This is a genomic window from Bradyrhizobium sp. in8p8 (assembly GCF_000426845.1).
Classification (GTDB): domain Bacteria; phylum Pseudomonadota; class Alphaproteobacteria; order Rhizobiales; family Xanthobacteraceae; genus Bradyrhizobium; species Bradyrhizobium japonicum_C.
This window is the reverse complement of the sequence record NZ_AUGD01000028.1, coordinates 1-11911: the sequence shown is the minus strand read 5'-3', so window position 1 is coordinate 11911 and position 11911 is coordinate 1. Positions and strand designations below refer to the sequence as shown.

Here is an 11911-nt window from a genome sequence, read left to right as displayed (position 1 = left end):
GCCGCCGTCGCGCGCGTCATCCATGCATCGTCAGCCCGCCGGAGACCGAAATCACTTGGCCGGTGATGAAACCAGCGTCGTCGGAGGCAAGGAAGCAGATGATCCCCGGGTAGTCGGTCGGTTGCGCGAGCCGTCGCATCGGAATGGAACGCTTGAGACCTTCCGCGATTTTCTCGCCACCTTCGCCCTTCGAGAATTCGGCGAAAAGCGGTGTGTCGGTCGGCCCTGGGGCCACGGCATTGAGCTGTATTCCCTTGCGCGCCAATTCCCGCGCCACTGTCTTGGTGAAGGCGATAATGCCGCCCTTGCAGGCCGAGTAAACAGCTTCGCCTGAGGAGCCAACGCGGCCCGCGTCGGAACTGATATTGACCACGCGCCCGCCTCCGTTTCTAACCATGCCCGGAAGTACCGCGTGATGCATGTTCAGGGGACCGTAGAGGTTAATGTCAATAACCTTTTTCCAGAGCGTTGCGTCGGATTCCAGGAAAAGTCGAGGGACGTCCCAGCCGGCATTGTTGACCAGAACATTGATGGGCCCGCCTTTCTCCACCTCGGCCACAGCCGCATCGACTGCCGCACGTTCGGTGATGTCAACGGCGTGGGCAGTCGCTTTGCCACCTGCGTCCCCTATGATCTTCACAGTTTCAGCCGCACCCGCGGCATTTGTGTCGAATACGGCGACCTCGCTGCCTTCTTCGGCGAATCGCTTGCATACTTCGCGTCCGATCCCGCTGCCGCCGCCGGTTACGATTGTCCGCTTCCCTTTTAGCCCGCGCATGGTTATCACCCCTCCCTTCCGCGGATACGCCATCGGTGTTCTACCTTAGGCGACCAAATTCTAACGTATGTTAGATTATCGCACTTGCTATTTCGATGTCTAGAGGCAAATTACACAATATGAATTCGCCCTCACCGCAGCTTGGAACTACTGGAAAAAATCATGGCAAGTCGGAGCAGACGCGCGCCCTCATCCTGAGCGCCGCCGCGAAGCTATTTCGAGATGAAGGATACGATGCCACGACGCTCCGCAAGATCGCGAAGGCTGCGCGTATGGAGGCGGGTAGCCTATATTATCACTTTGCGTCGAAGGAGGCGATCTTCGACGAAATCCTTCGATTGGGCGTACGGCACGTTTTCGACGCCGTGCAGAAGGTCCGAGAGGATTGCCGGCTCTCCGGCAGGGATTTCCGACAGACATTCGCCTTGATGATCGACGCGCACCTGACGTACTTCCTGAAAGAAAGTGATTTCACTTCGGCAAATATCCGAAATTACTCGAGGCTTCCCCAGGACATGCGTGTGGCCCATCGGCCACTGCGCCAAGCCTACACCTCCGTGTGGGACAATTTCTTGGCAGAAGCTCAAGCGGCCGGGGACATTAGGAGCGACATCAAAGTCGTACCGCTGCGGCAGTTCGTGCTGGGAGCGATGAATTGGACAGTCGAATGGTATGATGCGACGCGCTATCCCGTAAGCATGCTGTCTGAGCGCCTTTGTAAACTTCTCTTGGACGGAATGTCCACCGCACGCGGCATGCCATTGAAACAGCCAGCTCCAATCGAACTGGAAACCCTGGACCTGATTGATTCCGACGACAGCAAATCATCCCGCACCCGCGTCCAAGTGCTCTCCGCTGCAGCGCGGATTTTTCGCGACAGAGGGTACAAGGCCGCAACAATGCGAGATATCGCGCAAGAAGCCGGCATGGAAGCAGGCAGCATCTATTATCATTTTAGTTCAAAGGATGAGATACTCGACGAAGTGCTCGATATTGGATTGCGAGCGGTCCTGCGCGGAATGTCGTTGACCATTTCGAAGACACATCAGTTTCCCGATCACCGCAGCCGGATCGCCGCAGCGATCCGTACCCATATGGAGTACCTCTTTCGTTTGAGCGAATTTACGTCTGCGAATATCCGCATCTACGGGCAGCTACCCAAGAAGGTGCGAGCACGTCATCAGCCAATACGACACAAATACGCGAACCTTTGGGATGACTGCTTACGCAAAGCGCAGGAAGCGGGTGAGCTGCGCTCCGATATCAAGGTTGTGCCTTTGCGGCAGGCCATGCTGGGAGCGCTCAACTGGACTGTAGAGTGGTTCAATCCTGAAAAGGGCCAACGCGATGGATACTATTCGCTGTCTGAATTGATTGTGATGTTGCAGAGCCTGCTGTTGGATGGCCTTCAGTACGATGCCGGTCCTTCGTTTCATCATCGCGACTTGCCCTCTACGAGCAAACGAACGAGGCGGCGCGCCTTGCGCGCTGGATCTCACGCCGGCTAAGCGTCTTTCTTGTTTACAATCAGCGACGCGTTCTCCTCCAGGAGATCGATGAATTCCACGCCATCGGCCCGGATTCGTGCACTGGTGGCAAAAGCTTCGATGGCACGTGTTTGGGCCATAATACGATCGGCGCCGGGCTCGGCGACGAGCAAGAGGCGCACAGTATCACGATCGTTCTCGCATGTCACAACCGCCTGGGCGGCGCGCACGCCCGGGGTCGCGATAACCACCTCTTCGATGGCGCGGGGGTAGACGAAAATCTCACGGACTTTTACGGCCGCGCCGACTCGTCCCTGCAAGGCCGAAAGACGCGTAACGCGACCATCTCCGTCACTCTCAAGAGCGAAGCCGCTATCTCCGGTGCCGAAGCGGATCATCGGCCAGTTGGCGTCGCGTGCGGTCACCACGATCTCACCGGTTTCGCCGGCGGCCAAGGGTTCCCCACTGATGGGATCGCAGATCTGCACCACGTGATTGGGATGCGCAACATACCCTTCGCCGTCATCCTCATAAGCCACAAGACCCAGATCGGCCGTCGCATAGGCGGCCCAGGTTGTAACGCCATAGTCCGCTTCGATACGACGCCGTTTCGCCATCCAGTTGCCCATCTCGCCGCCGAGGAATGCTGATCTGACCTTCCAAGCGTTCCGCCCATACGCCTCGATTACCGTATCCGCCAATGTAAGGAAGAATGCCGTGCTGGCGCAGACCGCGGTCACGCCGGTTTCAACGATGATCTGCGCCTGCAGCTCACGGTTTCCCGTACCACCGGGAATGACCGTCGCGCCGACTGCACGCGCTGCTTCGTCGAACAAAAGACCTGCCGGGACCAGATGATAGGACCATGTGTTCAGGAGGAGATCGCCCACCGTGATCCCCGCAGCCTTGAACAGCTCCTCGAAGCCGTGCCCGCCACCTCCCGCCAATGAGGGCTCGAAGATCGGCCCGGGCGACACATAGATCCGCGACAGGCTTTCGAGATCGGCTGCGAGAAAGCCTCCAAAGGGCGGATTTTCCCTTTGGAGTGCCAGGAGCTGTTCTTTCTTCAGAACCGGCAGGCGAGAGAGATCCCTCAATGATCTGATGCTTGCCGGGTCGAAACCCGCCGCATCGAAGCGTGCCTTTAGGCCGGGCGCCTTACGTGCCGCCTGGCCATAGGCTGCAGCGATCTTCCGGTAAATCGCGTCGGGCATATGCTCTACCTCTCTCCCGCGCAAACTAAATAGGGCAGTCCTTGCGAAAATTCGGAGCGCGCTTCTCCCGATGTGACAGCACGCCTTCCTTGACGTCAGGGCCCATGAAACCCAGCATCTCGAACGCAGTGGAAGCGTCGAAGATTGGCCCGGCCTGGCGCAACCAATTATTCAGTGAATATTTCGTCCAGCGGATCGCGCTTTGCGCGCCGTTTGCCAACTCAACTGCAGTGTCGAGAGCGACTTGCTGCAGTTGATCATCGTCGACACACATGGATACCAAGCCAATGCGCTCGGCCTCTTCGCCGGAGATTGCCTTGCACGTCAGAAGATAATACTTTGCCTTGGCCATGCCGCAGAGCAGCGGCCAAATGATCGCCGCTACGTCACCTGCGGCAACCCCCAGGCGGGGGTGCCCGTCAACAATCTTGGCTCGCTTGCCTGCGATCGACACGTCAGCCAGAATTCCGACAACGAGCCCCGCACCCGCGGCTGGGCCATTGATCGCCGAGATGATAGGCTTGTTGCAATTGATGATGTTGTAAACGAGATCCTTGGCTTCCTTCCAGGTTCTCATCATCTCGTCGAAGTTGCCCGCTATCCTTTCGATCAGGCTGAAATCTCCCCCCGCCGAAAACGCCTTGCCAGCCCCCGTCACGATAACCGCGTTGATGTTGGGGTCGCGGTCGACATCAATCCACATGTCGGTCATTTGCGTGTGCGTTTCCGCATCCACGGAGTTGAAGGTTTCGGGACGATCGAACGTGATCCGAAGAACACGGTCCGCCGGATAGTCGAATTTCAGTTTGTTGTATTTGGCATAGCTGTCAGACATGGGTGCTCTTCCTCCTTCAATGTAGGGCAATTATCTATCAGCCAGGCAAGCCGAGAACAGCTTTCGACAAGATATTGCGCTGGATCTCATTCGTCCCGCCGTAGATCGTGGTCGGTCGCGCCTTGTAGAAGTTCGCCAGCACGTCAACACCGACATTGCCGAGCTGTAAGGGACCGATCAGGCCACCGTCAGGTCCGGCGGATTCGATCATGAGTTCGGTAATCTCTTGGAACGTCTCAGTGACCCAGATCTTCAGCATCGACACGTCGGGACCGAGCATTTCGCCGCGCTTGAGTTGGTCGGCGAAGCGGCTATAGAGCGCCGCGTGATCCTCAACATCCAGAGCGACTTTCGCAAAGCGATCGCGGAACACCGGATCGCTGAACATGCAGCGCCCTTGCGCAATCGTCCGTAACTGAACAAGTGCGTTTTGCGCCAGGTTGGGCGCACCGATGAAGATTCGCTCGAAGCCGAGCAGGGCCTTGGCCATCGTCCAACCCTTGTTCAGTTCGCCAACCAGGTTTTCGCGGGGCGCGCGAGCATTGTCGAAGAATACCTCGCAGAACTCGTCTTCACCCGCGAGCGTCGTGATCGTGCGAACTTCGATGCCCGGCTGGTTCATTTCGGCGAGCAAGAAGCTGATGCCCTCCTGTTTTGTTCGCGCATGAGAATCGGTGCGCACCAGCATAAAGATGTGCGTGGCGTCATGAGCCATCGTGGTCCAGATCTTCTGCCCATTGATCACGAAATAATCGCCGTCGATCACGGCACTCGTGCGCAGACTGGCGAGATCGGACCCCGAGCCCGGCTCGGAGTAGCCCTGACACCAGATGTGCTCACAAGTAAGGATACGCGGCAGCCAGTAGTGTTTCTGCGCCTGGGTGCCAAACTTGATGATAAGGGGGCCGACCATCTGTACACCCATGTCGCGGCCCCGCGTCACGCCCCAGCGCTGCTGCTCTTCATAAAAGATGAGGAGCTTCGAAGCTTCCAGACCCATGCCGCCATATTCGACCGGCCAAGCAGGCGCGACCATGCCCTTGGCGTAGAGCTTCTCGTGCCATTGGCGGATCTCGGCGAACTTCGCCCGATGCGGCAGATGGCGTAGCTCTTCGGGATACTCGGTCTCGAAGAAGGTGCGAACCTGGCGGCGGAACGCTTCGTCACTCAGTGCATTCCAGTCGGTCATCGACCTGCCTCATTTGCCTCAAGAGCGTCCATCCAACGAGCCCGGTGGTAGGCGGCATCCCCGAGCCAGGCCGAAAGCACAAGCGCACGGTTCAGAAACAAGCCGATGTCGAACTCGTCCGTATAGCCGACTGCACCGTGGAGTTGAATCGATTCCCGGGTGATCCTCTTGGCCGTGCTGCAGGCGCGAGCTTTGGCGCGGCTCGCCTCACGTATGCGCGCACCCTGATCGGCGCTCACATCCATCCGTGCCAGCGCCTCGCTCACCCCCGCCTCGGCCACCTGCTGAGCGACATACAGGTCTACGGCGCGGTGCTGGATGACCTGAAACGACCCGATTGGCTTGCCGAACTGCTCGCGCGTCTTCACATAATCGAGGGTCAGTTCGAGTGCTTTAGCGCTGACGCCGACCAGCTCGGCGGCGGCGAGCGCCGTGGCGTCGGCGACGACGGTGGACAACGCTTCCGATACCACCGAGCCTTCGGCCAGCAATTTACCTGGGGCGTCGACAAAGCCGATGTCGCAGAGCTGGCTTCCGTCGGACTGTCGCCGCAGCTCCGAGTAGATCCCCTTGCCATCAGCGTCGAGGGCAACGAGAACGGGCTTCGAATCATTTTGCGCAACCACGAGCAATTGATCCGCGCCGACGGCCCCGGCAATCCAGGCCTTTGAGCCGTTCAGCACTTTACCGTCGAAACGGCATGCCATTTGGTCAGAGTAACCTCGAAGACCACGTTCCTGCCACGCGAGGGCGCAGGCGATTTTGCCACTGATAGCCGTAGCGAGCATCGCATCGCCAGGACATACCCGTTGAATCATTCCGATCGCAAGTGCGATGGCTGACACCACCGGTTCGGGCGTGAGCGCGCGACCAACTTCTTCCACGATCACACCGGCCGCTGTAAGTCCCATGCCAAGTCCGCCGACCGCTTCTGGGGCGGCGACACCGAGCACGCCAGCATGGGCCAGTTCGTTCATCACCTGTCGGTCCCAGCCCTTGTCGCGAGCGTTACGGGCGCGTGCGATGCCGCCCGCGCGCTCAAAGAGTGTGCGCACGCTTCCGCGCAGCATCCGCAAATCGTCCTGTGAATGCGCCCTCACATTGCTCATGACGGCGGCCCTGCCTTTCGCTTAACCATCGCGGCGGTATCGACGGTCAGCACGGGCTCTCCTGCCATGTTGCGCGCTTCGACACGGTAGCTGACGACACCCCGATCGGGCTTGGTTTGGGAGGGCCTCACTGCCTGCATCTTCAATGTAACATCAAGCGGCTCATTCGCCCGCACAGGCGCGTTCCAAGATAGTCTCTCGAAACCCAAACCACCGATGTTTGCGACCCCCGTCATGAAGTCCCGCATAATCGGCCTGAATACGAGGAGGAGTGTCTGGAACCCCGATGCGATCAGACCGCCATGGATTTGCTTGGCATAGTATTCATCCGTATGCAGCCGCTGCGGATCCCATTCCCTGGCGAACGAAATTATCTCGTCCTTGCTTAAGGGAGGGGTGCGGAACGCAAAAATTTGTCCGACCTTGAAATCCTCCAAGTACTTCACGGCCGATGCCCTTCCTCCGTCGGCGCAAAACCATCGTCAAAGCCGCTCTGCCCCGCGATCCGGCAACGGTTGAATTCCTCCAACTTGGGATAGGTTGCTTTGAACGCCGCCAGGAATTCGTCGATTGGCGCATCCACGTACAAGCCCCGGTCATGAACATATTCCATGTGCCTCTGATTCTTTTCGTCGAACTCGTGAAACAGAGCGTCAGACGTCCCGTCGAAGAGAAGAGGCTTTACTCCGAAGCGCTTGCATAGCTCCATGTTGAAGGCCGGCGTAACCTTGTAGGGCCTCCCGTCGAGCCACAGCTGCACGTATCCGTGGTAAATGAAGAGATCCGTTTGCATCAGCTCGGTTAGCTTTGGCGTATTCAAATGGTTACGAACGTCGGCGAAGCCCAATGCAGCGGGAATGCCAACAGCACGTAGGCAGGCGGTCAGCAAGATCGCCTTGGGCACACAAAAAGCAGACTCCGCCCCTGCCACCACGCTAGCGCGATAAGCATCGGGGCTCAGTTCAAACGTGTAGGGATCATATCGGATGCCATCGCGCACCGCTTCGAACAGTCGGATTGCCTTTTCGGTATCGGAAGCGCTGGAGTTCAGGTTGCGCAAAGCAGACTCTACGAAAGCCCTCACCTCGGCGCTATCGCTATCGACAAAGTTTGTCGGGGAAGTGAACCACGCCGGATCTGCCGGCGGTTGATGATCCGCGCTAGACATTATCCACCCCTTGAAGCAACTTTTCTAACATACGTTAGATTTACTCCATCGTATGCAGGCCTGTCAACGGTGCACGAAATCTTGATTTCCGCTTAATGAGATGGACGTTCGATCCGCCTCGGCCGCTCCCTCAATTGTGGAGATCTATTCGCAGCGGCCCCACTGGCAGTTCCGCGTCGACCCTATTGAAATGCCGGCCCTCCGTACCGATCGACAACCTCGGCGAAGCGGTCCGGATACCTTCACCGGCATGTTTCTCGATCGAGGTAAGTGCGCGAAGCCAGGCTACCGTCCTGCTAGTTTTAGGCTTGACTGGCTGTGGCGGCGCGCCGCATCCGATCGATGAGACGGTCAGCGAGATCCTCGACCACGAGCCGGTACGGTCTAGGGTGACCAAGACAAACGCTGTGCTTATCAAATTCCGCGATGATCATCCGCTGCGCTGTGGCGGCTGCTGAGGTCTGCTCGAGCTCTGTTTTTCGGGCAACACAGCGTAGTGACGTCTTCCGAATTTTCCCCGTCGCCGTCATCCGCATCTCTTCAATGAACACGACATCATCCGGCATCCACCAACTGGCGATTCTCGGCCTTAGATAGTCGAGCAAGCCCTCCTTCGTCGGCGAAGTCCCGGGCACGGGAACAATGATCAGCAGGGGCCGCTCCTCCCATTTTGGATGGTGCACGCCGATGACAGCGGCCTGACGGACTTCGGGATGCCCGCACACCATGTTCTCGATATCGGTCGACAAAATCCACTCTCCTCCAGATTTTATGACGTCTTTTGTGCGATCCAGAATCTGAAGAAAACCGTACTCGTCCAGCGCAGCCACGTCCCCAGTGGGAAACCAGCCCTCCTTGTCCATTATTGGCAGATCTTCCTGCTTGAAATACGCCTTCGCCGTCCAAGGACCACGTACCCACAATGCACCTTGCCGGCTTCGTTCTGGAGACGCGGTCACGCTTTCATCGCTTACGAGCTTGACCTCCACTCCGAATAACACGCGCCCGGCCTTCAACATTATTTCTCGTCGAATCGCTTCCGGCAGGGCCGCCGCAGCCGGCGTTTCCGTGCAAAGCGCCCCAACGGGGCTCGTCTCCGTCATTCCCCAGAGTTGCATGATTTTGCAGCCGTACTGGGTACGCATGCGATCGATCATCGCTGCGGGCACGGAGGACCCGCCAATCACAGCACGCTTCAGACTATCAATACGCTTGCCGCTGCGATCTAGATACTCCATCAGCATCGTGACCATTGTCGGTACGCCCGTGGTGAAACTCACCCCTTTCCGACTCAATAAGAGACTGCATGATCTCACCATCAATTTTAGGCCCAACGAGAACCAAAGCCGCACCGCAAAGCGGAGCAATATAGGGAAGGCCTCCGGCGTTGACGTGAAACATCGGCGTCAACGGCATCGCGACGTCATGAACGGAAATCCCATACGCGTTGGTGTGGGCGGCATTCATGGCGTGCAGCACCGTCGGCCCGCTGTTTACGCTCTATGGCACCTCCTTTCCGATCTATCGCGGTTTAATGATGCTCGTTGCGTCGCTCATGTGCTGTCAATTTATCTCGCTCTGACAAGGACACGTGTGGGCCTCGTCGTTCAGGCCGCCTTAACACACCCTTCCATGGTCGAGGCACTGGGCCACAACGTTCCCCGCGTGTTTACGCTGGTGTTTGCAGGAGGCTGTGGTCTCGCCGCGCTCGCGGGTGTGATCGGGGGCAATGCCTTTGTCACCGAGCCCGGCATGGCCGCCACTGTCGGCAGCATCATCTTCGTTGTTGTGGTCGTTGGTGGGCTAGGCTCGCTCGCCGGCGCCCTGATTGCATCCCTCTTGATCGGAATGGTGCAGACCTTTGCGGTATCGCTGGACTATTCTGTTCTCACCCTGCTGACGGCGCTCGGAATCCAAGAGACCGCGCTGCGCGGCACCGTTCTCCGCATTACCGTTGCACAGATGGCACCGATGCTGCCATATATCCTGCTGGTCCTGGTTCTCATTCTCCGTCCCAAGGGCACCGAAATTCCTCTATTTCTCAGCTCAACCAAATACTCGCCGACAAGGTGAACAATGCGGGGGCCGAGTCCTTCCGTGGGCTCATCGATTATGATCATGTCTGGATTTCCCATAAGCGTCCTGCACAGCGTGAGCATCTGCTGCTCGCCACCTGAAAGCACCCCCGCGGGGATATATCGGCGTTCTTTCAGATGCGGGAAAAAGCGATACATGTCGTCCAAGGACCACTGGGCTTTCGATGAGGCACCTCTAGGCTTCTTCTCGCCCAAGATAAGATTCTGTTCCACGGTAAGGGCCGGAAATATGTCGCGGCCTTCTGGCTGCGTGATGGTCATCGTTGACACCCTAACAAGAACGTTCGGTCCGGGCGACCAGCATCAATCACGCGACATGGGACGATACGTACAGTCGATAGATGTTCTTAGCCGCGCGACTGGTGCTCACGTTGTCATAATTCATCATTCGCCTTGGTCTGATGATCGCGGCAAAGGGGCAATCGATTTGGACGGCGCGATAGACGTTTCGTTCGGCATAAAGGCGACGGGTAGCGGGGCTGCAAAGCAATACACGTTTGAATGCACCGGCGCTAATGATGGGCAGGACGGCGTAATCACGCATTTCAAGCTGGAAAGCGTCACGCTCGGTATAGGCCAGGACGGCGACGAAACTTCCGCGCCGATTGTCGTGCAGATCGATGGACAGAAGCCTCCAAAGGTGGCCGAAGCAGCGCTTTCTTCATTGAGCCGAGCTATCGAGGCGCGAGGTGAACCGTCCTCTGAAGCCCCGACCATGGTCGTGCATCCGAACGTCTGGCGTGAGCAGTACTACGCCGATTGCAGAACAACAGAACCGGACGCTAAGGAAGACACTCTCAGCAAGCGTTTTCGGCGTGCTGAAGCCGAACTAAAGCGCGACGGCAAGATTGTGCTATATCGCGACCTCTACGGCTTGCCGGACGCCGTTCTTCTTCACTAGCCGAGCCGGACATGTCCCATTACATAAAAATTATGTCCGACTGAACCCGAAAGCGGCTGGACGGACATGGGATATATTACATATCCCTTGTCCTGTCCGGCTGCGGTTGCCGGGCTGGGTCAGTCGCCAAGGATGCGTCGTGAAATATCGAGTCCTGATCGACGACAATTATAAATTTATGGATGAATCCGAACGCCTCAACCATGGCACGTTCGAGACCGCTGAAGAGGCGTTGGCGGCCTGCCGAGCCATCGTCGATGAATGGCTTGCCGAAGCATTTAAGCCAGGTATGTCCGCAGACGACTTGTGGCAGTCCTACGTGGCCCATGGCGATGATCCCTTCGTAATGCCGGTCAATCCTAAAGACGCACCAGCGGTCAGTTTTGACGCCTGGGAGCATGCCTGCCAGCGCTGCCAAGCGATGGGTAGGGGGGACGTTAATCCCTAGCCGAAGAACCTACCGTACCGGCCCATAGGAAACAATTCATATCCGCATAATGGGGAGTCGCGGAACGGCTGAAGCGCCTGCGTCACCGCCCATTGCTCTGGTTGCGCCTGCCCGCGCCTATCGTGAAAATACGGGGATCGTCACCAGGTTAGCAATTCCTTTACGAGGTCGGCACATCCTTACTCGATTGCTGAGTGGAAGGATTTGCCATGTTTCGCCGGAACAATAGTCCATCGAAGATGCCTTGGCTACCGCCCAAGCAGTTGATCGGTCCCAAGCCATCATCGAATTCAAGCTTGATGGGACGATCATCAAGGCGAACGACAACTTCCTCAAGGCGGTCGGCTATTCGCTTGCAGAGATTCAAGGCAAGTGACCTGCCCCTGAGTTTTCATCCAGAGGCAATTAGAGTCTCGGGGGTTTGTACGCCGATTGGCGCAGGTGGAGCAACGGGCGATCGGCGGAGCTGGTCGGGGTTGCGCAGCCGATCGCCCGTTGCGGTGAATGTGGCAGCATAGGCCGCCGGGGTGAGGTATTTCAGCGATGAGTGCGGGCGGTCGCCGTTGTAGTCGGCAACCCACGCCGCGATCTTTGCCCTGGCGTCGTCGAGGTCGAAGAACAGGGTCTCGTTGAGTAGTTCATCACGCATACGCCCGTTGAAGCTCTCGACGAAGGCATTCTGGATC

The 11911-nt window shown here is 57.8% G+C and carries 13 protein-coding genes and 2 pseudogenes; 5 read left to right on the top strand and 10 right to left on the bottom strand.

The window, feature by feature from the left end; all coding sequences use genetic code 11:
- Positions 1-16: 16 nt before the first annotated feature.
- Positions 17-778 (bottom strand): glucose 1-dehydrogenase, encoded by a 762-nt coding sequence (locus tag K408_RS0134565; RefSeq protein ID WP_024343080.1) that lies wholly within the window; start codon positions 776-778, stop codon positions 17-19.
- A 119-nt stretch (positions 779-897) separates the two neighbouring features.
- On the opposite strand from K408_RS0134565, the gene K408_RS39560 reads away from it, so the two are divergent.
- Positions 898-2286, top strand: coding sequence for a TetR/AcrR family transcriptional regulator (locus K408_RS39560; protein WP_024343079.1), 1389 nt, complete (start codon positions 898-900; stop codon positions 2284-2286).
- On the opposite strand, the gene K408_RS0134555 is transcribed toward K408_RS39560, so the two are convergent.
- The 7 genes from K408_RS0134555 to K408_RS39555 all read right to left on the bottom strand — a co-directional run bounded on the left by K408_RS0134555 (position 2283) and on the right by K408_RS39555 (position 9033).
- Positions 2283-3479 (bottom strand): phenylacetate--CoA ligase family protein, encoded by a 1197-nt coding sequence (locus K408_RS0134555; protein WP_024343078.1) that lies wholly within the window; start codon positions 3477-3479, stop codon positions 2283-2285. The two genes, K408_RS39560 and K408_RS0134555, sit on opposite strands and share 4 nt — an antisense overlap.
- Positions 3480-3504: 25 nt before the next feature.
- Positions 3505-4314 (bottom strand): enoyl-CoA hydratase/isomerase family protein, encoded by an 810-nt coding sequence (locus K408_RS0134550; protein WP_024343077.1) that lies wholly within the window; start codon positions 4312-4314, stop codon positions 3505-3507.
- 37 nt (positions 4315-4351) lie between these two features.
- Positions 4352-5503 (bottom strand): acyl-CoA dehydrogenase family protein, encoded by a 1152-nt coding sequence (locus K408_RS0134545; protein WP_024343076.1) that lies wholly within the window; start codon positions 5501-5503, stop codon positions 4352-4354.
- Positions 5500-6612, bottom strand: coding sequence for an acyl-CoA dehydrogenase family protein (locus K408_RS0134540; RefSeq protein WP_024343075.1), 1113 nt, complete (start codon positions 6610-6612; stop codon positions 5500-5502). Before K408_RS0134540 ends, K408_RS0134545 begins: the two co-directional genes overlap by 4 nt.
- A complete protein-coding gene (locus tag K408_RS0134535; protein WP_024343074.1) occupies positions 6609-7058 on the bottom strand; it encodes a MaoC/PaaZ C-terminal domain-containing protein in 450 nt (149 codons plus the stop codon). The genes K408_RS0134540 and K408_RS0134535 overlap by 4 nt, the downstream gene beginning before the upstream one ends.
- A complete protein-coding gene (locus K408_RS0134530) occupies positions 7055-7780 on the bottom strand; it encodes a transglutaminase-like domain-containing protein (RefSeq protein ID WP_024343073.1) in 726 nt (241 codons plus the stop codon). The genes K408_RS0134535 and K408_RS0134530 overlap by 4 nt, the downstream gene beginning before the upstream one ends.
- Before the next feature lie 302 nt (positions 7781-8082).
- Entirely contained in the window at positions 8083-9033 is a 951-nt protein-coding gene (locus K408_RS39555; protein ID WP_049820505.1) for an AMP-binding enzyme, read from the bottom strand.
- Here K408_RS39555 and K408_RS39550 point away from each other — a divergent pair.
- Positions 9026-9853 (top strand): ABC transporter permease subunit, encoded by an 828-nt coding sequence (locus K408_RS39550; RefSeq protein ID WP_245265976.1) that lies wholly within the window; start codon positions 9026-9028, stop codon positions 9851-9853. The two genes, K408_RS39555 and K408_RS39550, sit on opposite strands and share 8 nt — an antisense overlap.
- 83 nt (positions 9854-9936) lie before the next feature.
- Here K408_RS39550 and K408_RS43735 read toward each other — a convergent pair.
- A pseudogene (locus tag K408_RS43735) lies at positions 9937-10071 on the bottom strand (ABC transporter ATP-binding protein); the annotation flags it as partial.
- Between K408_RS43735 and K408_RS39545 the strand changes: the two are divergent.
- The 3 genes and pseudogenes from K408_RS39545 to K408_RS41565 all read left to right on the top strand — a co-directional run.
- Positions 10013-10777, top strand: a complete 765-nt coding sequence (locus K408_RS39545; protein ID WP_245265975.1) for an AAA family ATPase — start codon at positions 10013-10015, stop codon at positions 10775-10777. The pseudogene K408_RS43735 and the gene K408_RS39545 overlap by 59 nt on opposite strands.
- A gap of 139 nt (positions 10778-10916) precedes the next feature.
- On the top strand, positions 10917-11225 hold the full coding sequence (locus tag K408_RS42435; protein WP_155248780.1) for a hypothetical protein: 309 nt from the start codon (positions 10917-10919) through the stop codon (positions 11223-11225).
- Positions 11226-11457: 232 nt separating this feature from the next.
- Positions 11458-11598: pseudogene (locus K408_RS41565) on the top strand (PAS domain S-box protein); the annotation flags it as partial.
- A gap of 18 nt (positions 11599-11616) precedes the next feature.
- Here K408_RS41565 and K408_RS0134500 read toward each other — a convergent pair.
- A partial coding sequence (locus K408_RS0134500; protein ID WP_155248779.1) for an integrase core domain-containing protein occupies positions 11617-11911 on the bottom strand: 295 nt, incomplete at its 5' end.

Bases quoted from the DNA above. Each gene is read 5' to 3' on its own strand.
- K408_RS0134565 (WP_024343080.1), bottom strand. From the start codon at position 778: ATGCGCGGGCTAAAAGGGAAGCGGACAATCGTAACCGGCGGCGGCAGC.
- K408_RS39560 (WP_024343079.1), top strand. From the start codon at position 898: ATGAATTCGCCCTCACCGCAGCTTGGAACTACTGGAAAAAATCATGGC.
- K408_RS0134555 (WP_024343078.1), bottom strand. From the start codon at position 3,479: ATGCCCGACGCGATTTACCGGAAGATCGCTGCAGCCTATGGCCAGGCG.
- K408_RS0134550 (WP_024343077.1), bottom strand. From the start codon at position 4,314: ATGTCTGACAGCTATGCCAAATACAACAAACTGAAATTCGACTATCCG.
- K408_RS0134545 (WP_024343076.1), bottom strand. From the start codon at position 5,503: ATGACCGACTGGAATGCACTGAGTGACGAAGCGTTCCGCCGCCAGGTT.
- K408_RS0134540 (WP_024343075.1), bottom strand. From the start codon at position 6,612: ATGAGCAATGTGAGGGCGCATTCACAGGACGATTTGCGGATGCTGCGC.
- K408_RS0134530 (WP_024343073.1), bottom strand. From the start codon at position 7,780: ATGTCTAGCGCGGATCATCAACCGCCGGCAGATCCGGCGTGGTTCACT.
- K408_RS39555 (WP_049820505.1), bottom strand. From the start codon at position 9,033: ATGGTCACGATGCTGATGGAGTATCTAGATCGCAGCGGCAAGCGTATT.
- K408_RS39545 (WP_245265975.1), top strand. From the start codon at position 10,013: ATGTCGTCCAAGGACCACTGGGCTTTCGATGAGGCACCTCTAGGCTTC.